At 61.8% G+C, this 15,138-nt stretch carries 18 protein-coding genes; 5 read left to right on the forward strand and 13 right to left on the reverse strand.

Translation table 11 applies throughout. From position 1 onward, the window contains the following. Positions 1 to 30 precede the first annotated feature (30 nt). Both IWX62_RS12195 and IWX62_RS12200 read right to left on the reverse strand, forming a co-directional pair. Positions 31 to 1,383: a dihydrolipoyl dehydrogenase family protein gene (locus IWX62_RS12195; RefSeq protein WP_196841684.1), complete on the reverse strand. Its 1,353-nt coding sequence runs from the start codon at positions 1,381 to 1,383 to the stop codon at positions 31 to 33. Between the two features lies 1 nt (position 1,384). Next, the gene (locus IWX62_RS12200; RefSeq protein ID WP_196841685.1) at positions 1,385 to 1,726 is read right to left on the reverse strand and encodes a thioredoxin family protein; all 342 of its coding nucleotides are present in this window, start codon (positions 1,724 to 1,726) and stop codon (positions 1,385 to 1,387) included. 53 nt (positions 1,727 to 1,779) lie between these two features. On the opposite strand from IWX62_RS12200, the gene IWX62_RS12205 reads away from it, so the two are divergent. After that, entirely contained in the window at positions 1,780 to 2,187 is a 408-nt protein-coding gene (locus IWX62_RS12205) for a heavy metal-responsive transcriptional regulator (RefSeq protein WP_196841686.1), read from the forward strand. 45 nt (positions 2,188 to 2,232) lie between these two features. Here IWX62_RS12205 and IWX62_RS12210 read toward each other — a convergent pair whose 3' ends face one another. The 7 genes from IWX62_RS12210 to IWX62_RS12240 all read right to left on the reverse strand — a co-directional run bounded on the left by IWX62_RS12210 (position 2,233) and on the right by IWX62_RS12240 (position 8,211). Beyond that, the gene (locus IWX62_RS12210; protein ID WP_196841687.1) at positions 2,233 to 2,775 is read right to left on the reverse strand and encodes a carboxymuconolactone decarboxylase family protein; all 543 of its coding nucleotides are present in this window, start codon (positions 2,773 to 2,775) and stop codon (positions 2,233 to 2,235) included. Positions 2,776 to 2,870: 95 nt separating this feature from the next. Beyond that, positions 2,871 to 3,569, reverse strand: coding sequence for a Crp/Fnr family transcriptional regulator (locus IWX62_RS12215; RefSeq protein ID WP_333483394.1), 699 nt, complete (start codon positions 3,567 to 3,569; stop codon positions 2,871 to 2,873). A gap of 98 nt (positions 3,570 to 3,667) precedes the next feature. Continuing rightward, positions 3,668 to 4,060, reverse strand: a complete 393-nt coding sequence (locus IWX62_RS12220) for a hypothetical protein (protein ID WP_196841689.1) — start codon at positions 4,058 to 4,060, stop codon at positions 3,668 to 3,670. Positions 4,061 to 4,245: 185 nt separating this feature from the next. Then, positions 4,246 to 5,298: an ABC transporter ATP-binding protein gene (locus tag IWX62_RS12225; protein WP_196841690.1), complete on the reverse strand. Its 1,053-nt coding sequence runs from the start codon at positions 5,296 to 5,298 to the stop codon at positions 4,246 to 4,248. Further along, the gene (locus tag IWX62_RS12230) at positions 5,295 to 6,122 is read right to left on the reverse strand and encodes an ABC transporter permease (RefSeq protein ID WP_196841691.1); all 828 of its coding nucleotides are present in this window, start codon (positions 6,120 to 6,122) and stop codon (positions 5,295 to 5,297) included. The genes IWX62_RS12225 and IWX62_RS12230 overlap by 4 nt, the downstream gene beginning before the upstream one ends. Then, complete coding sequence (locus tag IWX62_RS12235) at positions 6,119 to 6,970, reverse strand: ABC transporter permease subunit (RefSeq protein ID WP_196841692.1); 852 nt, start codon at positions 6,968 to 6,970, stop codon at positions 6,119 to 6,121. Before IWX62_RS12235 ends, IWX62_RS12230 begins: the two co-directional genes overlap by 4 nt. After that, positions 6,967 to 8,211: an ABC transporter substrate-binding protein gene (locus tag IWX62_RS12240; RefSeq protein ID WP_196841693.1), complete on the reverse strand. Its 1,245-nt coding sequence runs from the start codon at positions 8,209 to 8,211 to the stop codon at positions 6,967 to 6,969. Before IWX62_RS12240 ends, IWX62_RS12235 begins: the two co-directional genes overlap by 4 nt. Positions 8,212 to 8,368: 157 nt before the next feature. Here IWX62_RS12240 and IWX62_RS12245 point away from each other — a divergent pair, with 157 nt between their 5' ends. Further along, positions 8,369 to 8,986 (forward strand): TVP38/TMEM64 family protein, encoded by a 618-nt coding sequence (locus IWX62_RS12245; protein WP_196841694.1) that lies wholly within the window; start codon positions 8,369 to 8,371, stop codon positions 8,984 to 8,986. Then, positions 8,979 to 9,608, forward strand: coding sequence for a CDP-alcohol phosphatidyltransferase family protein (locus IWX62_RS12250; protein WP_196841695.1), 630 nt, complete (start codon positions 8,979 to 8,981; stop codon positions 9,606 to 9,608). The genes IWX62_RS12245 and IWX62_RS12250 overlap by 8 nt, the downstream gene beginning before the upstream one ends. A gap of 22 nt (positions 9,609 to 9,630) precedes the next feature. Here IWX62_RS12250 and IWX62_RS12255 read toward each other — a convergent pair whose 3' ends face one another. Then, positions 9,631 to 11,058: a dihydrolipoyl dehydrogenase family protein gene (locus IWX62_RS12255; RefSeq protein ID WP_196841696.1), complete on the reverse strand. Its 1,428-nt coding sequence runs from the start codon at positions 11,056 to 11,058 to the stop codon at positions 9,631 to 9,633. A 98-nt stretch (positions 11,059 to 11,156) separates the two neighbouring features. On the opposite strand from IWX62_RS12255, the gene IWX62_RS12260 reads away from it, so the two are divergent. Both IWX62_RS12260 and IWX62_RS12265 read left to right on the forward strand, forming a co-directional pair. After that, the gene (locus IWX62_RS12260; RefSeq protein ID WP_196841697.1) at positions 11,157 to 11,816 is read left to right on the forward strand and encodes a class I SAM-dependent methyltransferase; all 660 of its coding nucleotides are present in this window, start codon (positions 11,157 to 11,159) and stop codon (positions 11,814 to 11,816) included. A 385-nt stretch (positions 11,817 to 12,201) separates the two neighbouring features. Beyond that, positions 12,202 to 13,344 carry a hypothetical protein gene (locus IWX62_RS12265; protein ID WP_333483395.1) on the forward strand — a complete coding sequence of 381 codons (1,143 nt, stop codon included), beginning with the start codon at positions 12,202 to 12,204 and terminating at the stop codon, positions 13,342 to 13,344. 78 nt (positions 13,345 to 13,422) lie between these two features. Here the strand turns inward: IWX62_RS12265 and IWX62_RS12270 are convergent, their stop codons facing one another. The 3 genes from IWX62_RS12270 to IWX62_RS12280 form a co-directional block, all read right to left on the reverse strand. Then, positions 13,423 to 13,722 carry an antibiotic biosynthesis monooxygenase family protein gene (locus IWX62_RS12270; RefSeq protein WP_196841699.1) on the reverse strand — a complete coding sequence of 100 codons (300 nt, stop codon included), beginning with the start codon at positions 13,720 to 13,722 and terminating at the stop codon, positions 13,423 to 13,425. 41 nt (positions 13,723 to 13,763) lie between these two features. Then, on the reverse strand, positions 13,764 to 14,138 hold the full coding sequence (locus IWX62_RS12275; RefSeq protein ID WP_196841700.1) for a thioredoxin family protein: 375 nt from the start codon (positions 14,136 to 14,138) through the stop codon (positions 13,764 to 13,766). 65 nt (positions 14,139 to 14,203) lie between these two features. Continuing rightward, a complete protein-coding gene (locus tag IWX62_RS12280; RefSeq protein WP_333483396.1) occupies positions 14,204 to 14,824 on the reverse strand; it encodes a cysteine hydrolase in 621 nt (206 codons plus the stop codon). Positions 14,825 to 15,138 lie beyond the last annotated feature (314 nt).

The following is a 15,138-nucleotide window of genomic DNA, read 5'->3' on the forward strand; positions in this document are numbered from 1 at the left end:
GGTGTTCCCTGGCATAGCTGTTCCGGGCGTTTAGAGGAGCGATCCTAGATCTGATCCGACTGATGGGTAGGTCGCTGTTGTTGACTTCAGCTGGCCGGTGGTGAGGCCGTGTTTCATGGCCACGCTGATGGTGTTCGCTAGTTCGGCGTATCCGGTGCCGAAGAGATGAGCGCCGACGATCTGATCGGTTGACTTGTCAATCAGGATTTTCGCTGCGCCGCTGGTTTCCCCTGTGCGGTAGTTCGTGTACCAGCGGCTGGTATCGGTGTAGCGCACATCTATGTCCAGACCGTTCGCTTCAACCTCTTTTTCGAGCACGCCGAGGCGAACCAGCTCGGGAATGGTGAAGACCGTCGTCGGAATGGCAGTGTAATCCGGTATCGCGCTGGTCGATTTGAGCATGTTCGATGCTGCGACTTTGGCTTCGAACACTGCGACCGGGGTCAACGGCATACCTGGAGTGTCAGCTGAGTCACCGGCTGCGTAGACGGCGGGATTGGTGGTGCTCTGAAGGTGGCCGGCGACCTGGACTCCTTTGGGCCCATAGGCGACGTTGCCTGCTTCGAGGTTCAGCCGGGATAGGTCTGGGGTCCGGCCCGCGCCGTGCACGACGAGGTCGGCTTCAATCGTTGACGACTTTCCACCGTGATTGAGGTGTAGGTGGAATCCGTTGTCTGACCTAGCGATGCCTGTGATGTCCGTGTTGGCCTGAACTATGACACCTGATGCTGTGCCGCGCGCTATGAGGAGGTCAACGAGGTCCGGGTCGAAGTTCTTCAGTGGGCGGGTCCCGCGATCGAGGATGAGGGTGGAGCTTCCGGCTCGGGCGGCGATATGGGCGAATTCGAAGGAGATGAAACCTCCGCCAAGGAAAACGATCCGGGGTGGCAGTTTCTGAAGGTTGAGGAAGTCAGTGCTATCGATGAGATGCTCGGCTCCGGGGAAGCCCAGAGGCCGGGGTGCTGCTCCGGTGGCGACGAGGATTTTCGGAGCTTCGTATGATGCTCCGGCGATGTTGACCGTGGTTGGACTGGTGAAGGTCGCCGTCCCGTGGAGGGTCTGTACCCCGTGTGAACGCAGGTCTTCCTCCATGGTCCTGGGGATTGGTTCGGTGAATCCGTGTTTGTGATCCATCAGTTCCTGCCAGTTGATGGACATGGTGCCGGGGTTCACGCCTTTACCGCTCATGAGCCGGGCGGCTTCGATCAATTCGGCGCCACGCCTGAGGATCTTCTTTGGATCGCACCCGCGTAAGGCGCAGGTTCCGCCGTAGGGTAGGGAGTCCACGATCGCAACATTCCACCCATTCGACGCGCATTTCGTCGCGGCGGCGATTCCAGCCATCCCGGCACCGATGACCAGAAGGTCGACATTGGTAGCCATCTCATACCTCTTTCTTGTCTGAAAGCGGAGTCGTTGTCGTGGTTGTAGCGGGAGGTAGTGCTGCCCTGAGCTGGTCGAGGGTCGGAGCTCCGGCTGGCCCCTCCGGGGTAAGGTATCGGCGGCACGCCAAACCGACTGGTGCGCCAGGACCCGCGAAGGGGTCGATGTCATCGATCAGGATGCTCGGCGAACCGTGAAAACCAGTTCGTTCGGCTTCCTCAGCGGTGTCGATTATTTGACGGGTGAGGACGATGTCGGGCCGGTCCCCGGCTAAAGCGATGAGTCGTTCGTAGGCGAGGGTCCAGTTAGGGCAGCCCTCGAAATACTGCAGGGTGATCTTCATGCTCCGACTGTAAACCTTATAGTCGACTACAAGGTCAAGTGTTAGACTGGGGGATGCGTATTGGGGAATTTGGGGCGCGTGCGGGCGTTGATAGTCAGACCATCCGGTTCTATGAGCGTGAGGGTCTTCTGCCGGATCCTCTGCGTACGTCGAATGGCTACCGCAGTTATGACCCTGAGATAGTGGGCCGGTTGCGGTTCATCCGGTCGGCCCAGGCGGCCGGTCTGACGTTGGCCGAAATTTCGAGCACGCTACGTCTCCGCGACGTTGGTGAGGCTCCATGTGCCCATGTTTCGGCACTCCTGGAACAAAAGCTCGCCGATGTCCAGGTTCGCCGACGCGAACTCGACGCGTTATCGGCGGAGCTTAAAGATCTGATCGATTCAAGTCGGGCTCTTGACCCTGCTGATTGCTCCGACACCGAGATTTGCCACATCATCACACCGTTGAAGAACATGTAGACCCCGCCGCGAACGGACGGCAGGGCCTACATGGGTTTGTGGGGGTTAGAGACCTGGTGCGGCTGGGACGTCGAGGTCGGTCTCAACGAGGTGGTTGAAGTAGTTAGTAAACAAGTTCAGGGCCACGTGGGTGGAGAGCTCCGTAAGCTCGGTGTCTGACCATCCGGCGTCCAGGGCGGTTTGCCAGTCGGCGTCCTTCACGGATCCCTTGTTCGCTGTGGCCTGACGGGTCAGCTCAAGCAGTGTCGCGAGTTTGTCGTCGAAGTCGATTTTGCCGTTGCGGATCGCGATGGTCTGGTCCTCGGTGAGTCCGGCGGCTTTGGCGCCCATGGTGTGCGCGGACTGGCAGTAAGTGCACTCGTCGACGTTGCCGACTACCAGAGCAATGGCTTCTCTGGTGCGCGCGTCGAAGGTACCGTAGTCGCCGATGACCTGCTGGAGGGCGACGTATGACTGCAGGACAACGGGGGAGTGGGCCATGGCGCCGTGGATATTGAGGACTTTCCCGAACTGTTTGCCGAGGGCAGTGAGTTCGGCGCGGCTGTCTTCGGGAGCGGTCTCGGGAGTGTGGACGGTAACGCGAGTCATCGGTATTCCTTCATTTGTTGGGACTACAGGGAAATTTTGGGGGCAGGCTTTCGCGGGCACGGCAACCATGCGCACGTTGAGGGGGCTGACCGGGGTTAGAAGGTGGTGCGTGAGGTGCGGCGCAGTCCTACGGCGTCCTCGATGATGATCCGGCCGCGGCCTTGTTTGATCAGTTTCTTGGCGGCGAAGTCCGACATGGTCTTACTGGTGGCCTCACGCGTTGCGCCGAGCAGCCCGGCGAGTTGTTCATGGGTGAGTTTCACGGCCACGGAGTGCGTGAACCTACTGCGGGGAGCCGCATCGGCAAGCGTGAGAAGGGTCGCGGCGGTGCGGGCTGAAAGGGGGCGCAGAGCCATGTCGGTGAGACGTTCTTCCAACCTGGCGACTTGCTCGCCGAGCAGGCGGGAGATCTTGACCGCCATTTTCGGGTTGGAGAGGAAATGGTTTTCGACGTCCGCGGCGCTGAGCTGGCATACGGTTGATGTTTCCAGCGCTTCGGCATAGTTGTCGTACATTTGCAGACCCACGAGCAGCATCTCACCGAACACCGCGCCGGGTTCGAGGATTGCAATGGTGAGGGTTTTCCCGTCCTCGGCAACCCTGAAAATCCGGATCCGCCCTGCTTTGAGGATAAATAGGGCCTTGATGGGCTGACTTTGGCTGAAGATGAGTTCACCGCTGTGAAAGAGCCGTGGCGGGGCCATCCTGTCGAGAGTGTCCATGTCCTCGGCTGTGAGGTCAGCGAAAAGCTCCACAGCGTAGAGGCAGCTGAAGGGCTCGCCGGTTTCGGCCAAAGGTTCTTTCTCCCGTTCGTGTGGTGCCCAAAGCGTCGTAGGTTTGCTAGCCGCGGACATTATAGTGGTGGAGCAGGCGGCGTTCAGACCCGGCGTGGTCACCGGCCACGTCGGATTATGAGGGTTGCCACCAGTCCCAGAATAAGGCCATACACCGCGTGCCCCATCAGTGAGGCACCGGATCCCGCGTCGAGGGTGAAGAGGGGCATGCCCATTATGGTCGGCATGATCAGCAGCGGACCAAGAACCCACCACAGCATGCCATAGACAAGGCCCACGACGGCGCTGATGAACAGGCCCTTTCTTAGCACTCCAGCACCGGGTATCGTCAGCGCGAGGCCGATCAGAACCGAAATCACCAGGTGTACCAATAGGCCGACGATCGCCGAGCTTGAGCCAACCAGTGAGGCAATCATGCCCAGCATGCCCATCATGGCCATCAGGACCCCGAAAACGACCCCGCCGGCTAGGCCGCCTACGACCCCGGCCATGACACGGTTTCTCATGGACGTGCCTGGGTCAGTCGCGAATCTCTTCCCCCGCGTCTCGCTATGTGCTGAACTCATGTCCTTGCCTTCCTATCGTTGGTACCTACAGACGATAGACAGGGCAGCACGGAGAGTTCTGCAATCTAGGACACAGTGGGCCTAGGGCGAGTGAATCGTGTGCCCGGCTGCTACCGGGTGACGGCCCACCCGGTGGTGTTGACGAGTTCTAAGCCGACGTCCTGACCTATCCGTATGTCGGGGTCACCCGGGACCTCGATGGTGAGCACGGCGGTGGGCCCGCTGGGTTGGTTTGGTCCGTCGCAGGCGACCTGGACCAGCGTGTGGGCGCCCAACGACTTCAACCCGGTCACTGATCCCTTTGCTGACCCGTCGACTGGTGCGACAATTCGGATGGCTTCCTGTCGTACGGTGAGGAACGCTGAACCGTCCCCGAGCCCTGGCTGCACGGGGAAACGGCCCAGCGCCGAGTGATGGACGCCTTCAACCAGCCTGCCCGGCACCGCGTTGAGGCCTCCCAGAATCCTATTGACCGCCAACGTCGCCGGTTGATAGTGCAATTGGGCAACGGGACCGTGCTGCAGGATCCGCCCGCTATCCAGAACCGCGATCGAATCGGCGACGATTGACGCCTCCCGACGGTCGTGGGTCACCAGAACAATCGTCGGAGCGACTTCGGTACGAATATCATCCATCAGCGAGTACATATCGTCCCGAAGCCTGGAATCCAGGGAACTGAACGGTTCATCGAGCAGGAGGATGCGAGGGGTCCTCGCTAGCGCGCGGGCCAGCGCGACGCGCTGCTCCTGCCCGCCGGAGAGTCTGCCCGGGGATCGGTGCGCAAGGTCTGCCAACTTCACCAGTTCCAGGTACGCCATGGCATGCTCCCGGGACGCTTTACGGGATTGTCCCGACATTTTGGCGGAGAACGCCACGTTATCCACCACACTCAGGTGCGGAAAAAGCAACGGCTTCTGGAACACCAGGGCAACGCCACGCTGCTCCGATGGGACACAAGCAAGGTTCTCCCCATCAACGAGCACCTCACCCGATGACGGTTCATCCAGTCCTGCGGCAATCCGCAGGAGGGTCGATTTCCCGCTGCCGGAGGCGCCCAGCAGTGCTACACAGCCTGATGGCTGAACGGTCAACGAGATCTGATGCAGTACCTCAGCGTTGCCGTAGGAGCGGGAGATGGTGTTGAATTCGAGGCGGGAGCTCATTGTCGTCTTTTCCTTGCCGTGAGCAGGGTGAGTCCTGCGAGCAGGATCAGCGGGGGCACGATGATGGCCACCGAGAGTGCTGCGGTGAGTTGTTCGTTTCCCGTCGTCGATGCGGCTGATCCCAGCAGTAGAGGCAGGGTGCGTAGTTGTCCTCCGCCGATGAGCACGGTCGTGATGTAGTCGCTCCAGGCGACGAGGAAGGCCAGGAAAAAGGCGCGGGCGGCTGCGCTGGCCAGCAGGGGATAGCGGACATGACGGGCGGCCTGCCCGGGGGAGGCTCCCAGTGAGCGGGCGACCTCCTCGAATCGGTGGTCGTAGCTTGCCAGGGCGCTACGGAACATGAACGCCGTGTAGGGCAACGCCGTCACGACCAGGACCAGGATCACCCCTAGTGTCGGTGATACGTAAAGACGCAGAAGAGCGACGTTCACCCCCATCACCAACGCGAACGGTGGGATAGCTAACGGGACCAACAGAACAAACTCAACGAAGCGGCCAGGTAGGGAAGGTAGGGCGCGGACGGCGAGTACTCCCAGGTAGCCCAAGGGGGTTGCGATCGCCGCGACTCCCAGCCCGATTGAAAGCGAGGACACGGCGGCTCTGGCAGTGTCTGCGGTGGCGAGGTCGGCGAACCCTTGCAACGAGTACGACGACGGCAGGATGGCCGGGGCGCGCCACTGACCGGCGATCGACCACAAAAGTACTGGCACCATTGGTGCCACGATCCACGCTACGAGTAGGCCGCCCAGGATGACACGCATGGGCAGGCCCCCGGGGAGGGTCCGGCGCATCGACGGTGACGCTGGTTGCAGGACCGGAATCATCGCAGACTCCGATGACGGCGCAGCACCAGAACCGCCATCATGATCACGGTTACGCTCACAGCTACGGATACCAGAGCGGTGGCCATAGATTCCGGACGGGCCGCTAGGTCGACGGAGGTGAACAGCCTCACGGCTCGGACCGGAAGCGGTTCGGGGGAGGTGGGGCCTAGTAGCCAGGCGGCTTCATAGGAGCCGAGGGTGTATATAAAGACGATGGCGGCGGAGACCGCCAGCGATGGCACGGCCAGGGGCAGGACCACCCGAACGATACGCTGGCCCGCGGACGCGCCGAGTGTAGCCGCTGCATCGCAGAGATCTCCGACGGAGCGTGAAATGCTGCCGAGGACGACCAGGGCGACGAATGCGGACTCTTTCCACGCGTACTCGGCAATGACTGCCACAAACCACGGACCGGAAACCAGTGCGGGGAAGGCATCGGGCATCCCGAGGAGCCGTTCCAGGAACCCGCTGTCAGAGAGCAGCAACCCGATAGCCCCCGCCCCGATCACATGGGGAATAGGGATCGTTGCTGCGCTCAAGGCCTCAACCACCTTGCCCATTCTGGGCATGGCAAGCACATAGGCGGCAAGCACAAACCCAACCACCAGGGATAGCATCGTGGAAACTGCGGCAATGTAGATGGAGGTAATGCTCGAACGGATGAGCTCCCCAGTGTCGCTGGTCCAGGCGTCCGCGCTGAACTGGGGCGGACCGATAAATGGCATCAGTCCAACACTTTGCAGTCCCGCGGCGGTCAACGAGACTCCCACGACGGCGACAATCGGAATAACCGCCGGTAGGGCAAGGAGGGCAGCGCGACCCGTGGTCGACGCCTGCCGACCGGTCATGGGGCTGAGGCGATGTCTTGCCGCCATGCCTCGTTCAGGGCGGGCACCCATGCTGAACCCAGCTCACCGTGGGCATTGCGGGAGACTTCTTCGTAGTCCGGGACGATCGGCGATGCTGCTAGCTGGTCGAAGAGGTTTTGCTGCGTTGGGGTGAGGAGATCCGTGTCGAGGACGGTGAACTGCCCCCACGTGCGCGGATCTGCCTTCGCGGCCTGCTGATCGGGGGACAGTGCAATGTTGGCGACCACCATCGCCCCTGCGGCGTCTGCGGCGTTTACCGGTAACGCGAGGAAGCTCGCATTGCCGACCGTCCCTTCCTCCAGGGTGAGAACTTTAGTTGCCGGCGGTAGCGCGCCTGATTCGACGAGGTCGGTCAGGGTGGCCGGGCCGTAGGTCATGGCGATATCCACTTCGCCGTCGGCGAAAAGAGTGTTCAGTGCCTGTTCGTCCCGCGGGTAGGTGGCGCCTTCTCGCCAGAGCGACGTCGCAAGCTCGTTGAGTGTTTGTAGCGCCGCGGGCGCGTGCTCGGAAAACGCTTCGTCGGAGTAGGGGAGGGGCACCTCGTCGGCGCCGCCAGCGGTGCTGAGCATGACCTCGCGCAGGAAGACGCTGCCGGTGAAGTCCGGTGGCCCCGGGTAGGTGAACCTGCCTGGATTGGCCTGGGCCCAGTCGAGGATGCCCTGCAGCGAGGTGGGCGGGTCGGTGATGGTGTCGGAGTTGTAGAAAAACGTGAACTGGGCTTTATGCCAGGGAGCTTCGCAGCCGTCCACCGGGGTGCCGAAGTCATTGAGCAGCAGGGGATCCTCGGGGGCGATGTACTGCATGTTCGGGAGCAGATCAGTCCACCCGCACTGCCACGCTTCGGCTTGTTTGCCGGTGCTGAAAGTGGAGCCGTTGGCCCAGATCAGGTCCACCGACCCGTCGCTTCGGCCGGCTTGAAGTTCGCTCAGTACCCGGTTCAGCGCGTCGGGGGTGTCGGCGATGGGGACGCGGCGCAAGGTGACGCCCTGCTCCTGTGCCGCGGGGGCAAGAATGTCATCCACGTAGGCGTTACCTTTAGCGTCCCCGCCGAACATCCACAGATCCACGGTCTGACCATCGGCTGCGTCGAGAACCTCATCGAAGGAATCAAAATCCTCGGCGGGCTCAACACTGACACCTGAGCAACCTGTCAGTACTAGCGCAATGGCCGCAGCAGGCAGAAACCATCGTCGAATTGACGGGCTGAAAGATGGGTGCACAGGGGATCCTTCGACGGTGGGGCTGCAGCTTCAAGTATCCTCGATAGCGGGCCGACGCCCGAACCGGCACCTGATCAGCGGATTGCGGAAAACTATGCGGCGAGAACACTTGCACGGCCACCCCCGGCCTGTAACGCCGATCCGCAGACTCATCATCTTGGTTACCGTCATTATCGGGGCGACCATCGTTGTCCTTTTCGTACCGATCCCGTCCGTGAACGAGATGCGCGACCTGGTAGACCGCGCCGGCTGGTGGGGGCCGGTGGGATTCATCGCCGGGTACGCAGCCCTGACCCTTGCCCCGCTCCCGAAGAACATCCTCTCCATCGCGGCCGGCATCTTGTTCGGTTTCGTGCCGGGACTGGTGATCGTCTATTGTGCCGCGATGATTGGGGCGTCCGCCGCGTTCTGGTTGGGGCGTGCGCTGGGCAGGGACGCGGTCGAAAAACTCACCGGCACCCGCATCGCCAAAGTTGATGCACTCCTGGCCAAACGCGGCTTCGCGGCAGTCATCGGGGTCCGGCTGATCCCGGTGCTGCCCTTCACCGCGATCAACTACTCTGCCGGACTGACAGCGCTCGGATGGTGGCCCTACTTTTTTGGAACGATGATCGGGATCCTGCCCGGAACGGCGAGCTTCCTGGCACTGGGAGCGTTTGGTTTCGAACTGGGCTGGCCAGCCCAACTAGCACTGGCGGTGCTGGGCGGATTGACCCTCATCGGAGTTATTCTCGCCGTCCGTGCACGTCGGACAACAAGGAGCGCTGATGTTTGATACCCGGTTACGGCCTCTCCTGGCGCCCCTGTTGAACCGGGCGGCAGCTGCCCTGGATGTGCCCTGGCTCAGCCCGAACCGGTTGACCGGTCTGAATCTGCTGCTTGGGCTAGCCTCTGCGGGATTCGCGGCAGCCCAATGGTGGTTCCCTGCCCTCATCGCCTGGGTGCTGTGCCGGGTCGCGGACGGTATTGATGGACCGCTGGCCCGGCGACGAGCCGCGCAGCCAGGGTCCACTCACGACGCCGGCCAGGGCGGGTTCTGGGACATCTCCGCCGATTTCGTCGTGTATGGCGCAACAGTCATCGGCGTGGCAGTCGGCGTAACGGCACAATTCGGAGCCCCGTGGCTACCGTTCCTGCTGGTGCTCTTCGCCTACTACATCAACGGCAGCGTGTTTCTGGCGTTCTCCTCTATTGCTGAAAAGAATGGCCGCCAGATCGACGACGGCCGGTCGCTATCCTTCCTCGGCGGACTCGCAGAAGGCGCGGAGACCGTCTTGGTCCATAGTCTGTGGCTGCTCTTCCCCGCCGCGGCCTGGCAGATAGCTCTGGTGTGGGCGGGCCTGGTCTTGATCAGCGCAGCACAACGGATTGTCGCCGGCTACCGAGCCCTGGCCTGAGACAACCCACAAAGTACTGCTGCTACTGAGTGTTCCTGTGACGATTCAGCCGGTCGGTTCGCCACCGGCTAAAACCAGCAAGGGCTTTGACCGCAATCTTCGCCGCCGGCGATTCCAACCCTGACCGCGCATGGGCTATCGCCGCATTCCACAACGCATCGTTGTACGTCGGATAGGGGTGCGTGACACCTGCCAGGGCCCGGGTGCTCAACCCCTGATCCACAGCAAGAGTGAGCTCGGCCAGAGACTCTCCGGCCCTCGGACCGACAATCGTCCCACCCAGAATACGGCCACCCTTTCCGATAATAATCCTCGTGAACCCTGCGGTCTGCTCTTCAGTAATCGCCCGATCGGTGTGCGCGTGCTGGATCGTCGATGTTGTCTGAGTCTTGGTGCTGGCCTCGGTGACGCCGACGGCAGCGACCTCAGGCGAAGTGAAGGTGACCCGCGGCATGACCTCACTGACCTTCCGGCGGAGACCGAGGACCGCGTTAGAAGCAGCGGTGCTGGCGTGCACACCCGCGAGGTGAGTGAACTCCGGGTAGGGTGTGACGTCGCCGGCTGCCCAGATGGCTGGGTTCGATGAGCGCATCGCTGCATCGACCCCCACCTGACCGGATTCGTCGCAGTCCACGCCGACCAGATCAAGGCCCAGCCCCTGCGTTCTGGCTTTCCTACCCGTCGCGGCGAGGACGACGTCCGCCGCGAATTCTTGGCCGTCGCTGGTATGGACCATGGCGCCGGTGTCGTCGTTGCTGATCCGGTCCACGGCGGCGTTCTCGATGACCTGCACCCCGTCGGACCGCAGACTCTCGCGGACCAGGACCGCTGCGTCCCGGTCCTCCTTGGGCAGGATCTCCGAGCGTGCAAGGATCACCACCTGCGAGCCGAGCCGGGCAAAAGCCTGACCCAACTCACACGCAATCGGGCCACCGCCAATCACGACCAGGCGTTCCGGAAGGGTTTCCAGATCCCAGATGGTCTCCGACGTCACGACCCGTTGTGCGTCATCCAGTCCAGGAATATGCGGAAGGGTTGGAGCGCTGCCGGTAGCGATCAGCGCCTGCCGAAAACGTATCGTCTTGCCGCCAACATCAGCTTCACCCGGACCGGTAAAGCGTGCTTTGCCTGAGATGACCGTCACGCCTGTCGCTTCGAGGGCTGCGGGGGAATCTTCTGGTGCGATCGTCGTGATGGCAGCTGAGACGCGTTGGCGGACTGCCGCGTAGTCAGTGCTGCTGTTTGAAGGAGACCGCTCTGAGGCTGAGTGTCCGGCGGACAGGAGCGTTTTGGACGGTACGCAACCAGTCCAGAGACAGTCCCCACCGGTGCGGGCATATTCCACCAAGACCGTCCGTGCACCGAGACGGGCAGCGGTTTTCGCCCCCACGATGCCCGCGGTCCCGCCGCCGATGACCAACAAATCAGCTACTTCGATGCTGTCTTCCACCAGGGTGCCCTCTTCACTGTGCCGGTCCGATACCCTCTTAGCCTAGGCTGAGGTCACCACCGACTCCGCCGGCGCGCGGAGCCACGACTTGCCACGGAGTGATCCCGATCGCCGATAAATACAGCACCTTCGCACGGTTCTACGACGCGATGTCCGGCGAATACCCGGTCTATCACGCGGGTCGCAATATCGGCATCAGCTTGCTCCGCCAACGCCCCGGGGCCCAGGTGCTCGACGTCGGCTGCGGTACCGGGCTGAACTTCAGCCTCCTCCAGGCCCAGGTCACCCAGGGTGGCACCATTGTCGGCATCGACCGGAGCCCGGAGATGCTTGTTCAGGCCCGACGGCGGGCAGAGCGCAACGGCTGGACCAACATCATCCTGATCCAGGCCGACGCAACCGCTCTCTCACCAGCCGAGATCGGATCCCGGATCGCAGCCGAGGGCGGCCGGGCACGCTCTGACGCCGTCCTGGCCACCTACGCCCTGTCGCTGATGGCGGACTGGGAAACCGCGTGGGCCAACATGGTCTCACTCGCCACACCGGAAGGGTCCCTCTGTGTGGTGGACATGCAAAAACCTGTTGGCCTGGCTACTGTCCTGACGCCTTTGGCCAAGGCGGCATGCTGGCTTGGCGGATCCGACATCAACGCGCACCCCTGGACCGCTGTGAAGCGTGACTGCGTCGACGTCAAAGCAGCCTCCGCCCGCGGCGGACACCTGCAAATTCGTGCCGGAACGCGCAGGGCAGGCACCTAATCACCTCCGCCGGGGCGTAGGGTGATGTCATTGCGATGCGACGCTGGAACGGCGCTCAAGTTCCGGCGCGGGGTGGGCAGGACACACACTCAGCACAGTGGAGTGATTGATTAGGTGAAGGATGTAGCTTGTGGTCCTGGATTTCCTGGCGGAACTGGAATTACGTACCCGCCCCGTACACCCGGAGTCCCGGGCCACGATGCAGGCTCGCTGGGCTGCGCTCCCTGACCATGTCAAGACCCCTAACCAGTTGCTGGGCAGGGGAGCTGTCGGATGCGAAGGCACTCATGGGGTTTTCCCGAAATGTAATCTGACCTGTTCGCCCTGCTACCACTCGGCGGAGGCTAACCAGGTCCGCGTGGACGGGGCGCACACCCTCCGCGAAGTGACCCGGCAGATGGAGTACCTTCGCAGTGTCCGCGGTCCCCGCGCCCACGCGCAGCTCATCGGTGGTGAGGTGAGCCTCCTGGATCCTGACGACCACGCCGCAGCGCTGCACGCGATGCGAGCCAACGGCCGCGAACCGATGTCCATGACCCACGGTGACTTTGACTACGCCTACCTCCTGGCGGTGGTCCTCGGTCCGGATGGGAAACCGCGGTTCGATCGGGTGTCCTTCGCCGCTCATTTTGATTCTTTGATGAGGGGCCGGCGAGGAGCGGTCCGGCCACGCAGCGAAGCCGAACTGGAACCGTTCCGGCTGAAGTTCACGGAAATGTTTACTGATCTCCGCCGGGATTATGGGGTCGACTTTTACCTCGCCCACAACATGACCGTGACGCCGTCGAACCTCGGTGAGGTGGCTGAGGTCACCGCATCGGTGCTGCCGATGCCCTACAACATGCTCTCTTTCCAGCCTGCTGCCTTCATGGGGGACGACCGGCGCTGGAAAGAGGACTTCGACGAGGTCAGCATCGACGACGTGTGGGAGCAGATTGAAACGGGCGCCGGCCAGAAGCTTCCCTGGCAGGGCACCCAGTTCGGCGACCCACGATGTAATCGCTATACGACGGGAGTATCAGCGGGAGGCACTTTTGCGGTTGCGATCGACCCGGCGGACCCGGCCGATATTGCCGCCCGCGACCGGCTGCTCGACCACCACGGCGGCATGTTTTTCGGGGGCCAACCGCGATCATTCCTCGTCGTGCGTGTCCTGCGTGCTGCATTTTCTCACCCTGGCGACGTGGCTGTCCTCGCCGGGCTCGGTCGGCGCATCATCAGGCGGGCTGGAGGAATCCGGGCGGTGTGGCGTGCATGGCGGAGCAAGAATCTCAGCGTCAAGACCTTCGTTGTGCATAATTTCATGGACTCCGAGGTCGTCGCGCCGGCGTGGGCGCTCATGGAGCAAGGGGAAGTCAGCGACGACCCCGCTGTCCGCGAAGCCCAGGAACGACTCGGAGCATGCATGTACACCATGGCTCACCCTCAGACGGGCCAGCTCGTGCCAGCCTGCACCCAACACTCAGTCCTGGACCCCGCCGAAAACCGGGAACTACGCATCATGCTTCCCCTGCGAGTCAAAAACTAAGGGTCACAAAACCGAGGGTCAGAAGCGGGTGGCCAACCCACGCCGACTGGCGTGGGTTGACCACCCGCTGTCACACATCTAGTGAGGACTGACCGTGTCCCCGTCGAAATGGATCATTTCCACGGACGTGACGTGAGCTTTGAGTAGGGCCAATACGGTGCGGCCCTCCTCGGTCTGCGGAAAAACTTCGGTGTGGTCGCTCAGCGAGTCCCATCCGACACGAAGCAGATACACCTCGGGCTGGTCGACGCTGGGGTGCAGGTCTACCGAGCGACACCCCTGAACCGCTAGGAGGTTCTCCCGAATTGCGGGATACGTGGTCCGGAATTCTTTATGCCCGTCGGGGTGGATGGTGAGTTGAGCATGCTCGTAAATCATGGGTCTGTCCTGTCTGTGGTGTTGCGGGTATGTCTCATGACTTAGCTGCCGACCCGCGATCCGTCCGTTGCGAGGCCGTCACGGATGGCTTGCATGTCGAGTGCTTTGACATCGGAGATGACTTTTTCCAGGGCTGCCGCGTCGATCGCTCCTGGTTGGGAGAAGACCAGCACCCTGTCACGGAAAGCCATCAAGGTGGGTATGGAGCTGATCCCCGCCTGGGCGGCAAGTGTCTGTTCGGCTTCCGTGTCGACTTTCGCGAACGCACTATCCGGGTGGTTGTCGGATGCTGCACTGTAGGTGGGGGCGAACATCCGGCAGGGTGCACACCAGCCGGCCCAGAAGTCGATCAGAACGATCTCATTGGTGTCGAGGACTGATTCGAAGGTCGTACTGGTGATGTCTATGGTTGCCATCGGGGTCACTCCTTAGAGCTGAACGAAATTTTGTGAAGGACAAATGGTCAGGGCAATCGCTCGCATCAGGCTGAGATAGCGGCGAGTGCCTCATCGGTGGTCATCACGGCGCCAGCGATGTAGTTGAAATTCGTCAGGGCGGCGGTATACCCGTCTCCCAATTCGGGGTGTTGCGCTGCCGCCGTGGCGTCAGAGACCACAGCCACGTCGAAGCCCTGCTCCAACAGTTCCCGCAGGTGACTTTCGATGCAAAGGTTCGCGGACATTCCTGCGAGGATCACCTTGCTGATCCCGCGTTTACGCAATTGCAGTACCAGGTCGTTCTGTTCGGGACCGTACACCTTATGAGGACTGCACACGACGGTCTTTCCATCTTGGATGTAAGGCTTGTACTGTTCCAACCAATCAGCGCCGGAGCCTTCGAAGCCGTCCAGGTTCAAAGGGCCGGGACGGTCAAACATGCCGATCTCGTGCATCTTCGTTTCCAGCGTTCCGCCGAACTCCCACTGGTGGTCGTGGGGGAAGTAATAATGCGGTGAAATGAACACTTTGTAGCCGGCCGCTTTCGACCCGGCGAGCAGCTGATCGATGTGCTGGACAGTGTTGTTCTCTTGGACACTGTTGCCGACCAACTCCCAGGTAACGCCGTCGGGGCTGAGGAAATCGTTTTGTGGGTCGGTCAGCACGAGCGCTGTCGTGGACGGGTCGAATTGCATGGCTCTCCTCAGATAGGTGTTGAATCCTCCAACGGAATTCCAACTAAACGTTAGGGCGCCACCGCACATTGTTCTGTAAGCCAGGACACCGTTCTCAGGCACGGCCTAGCCCGGATTTTTCATGGGATTTGTGATCGGTTTGGGGTGATTGGGTTTGGTGTTGATGGTTGGGTGGATGCCGATTTGGGTGTTTTGAGGTGTTCCCGTTGGTCGCCGGGGTGGGCGCCGGTTCCACTGCCGGTTGGTGTGTTCTTCCTGTCTCGATGTGCTTTTTGACTGCCCCG

This window comes from Arthrobacter sp. CAN_A1, assembly GCF_015751665.1.
In the GTDB taxonomy this organism is placed as follows: domain Bacteria; phylum Actinomycetota; class Actinomycetes; order Actinomycetales; family Micrococcaceae; genus Arthrobacter_D.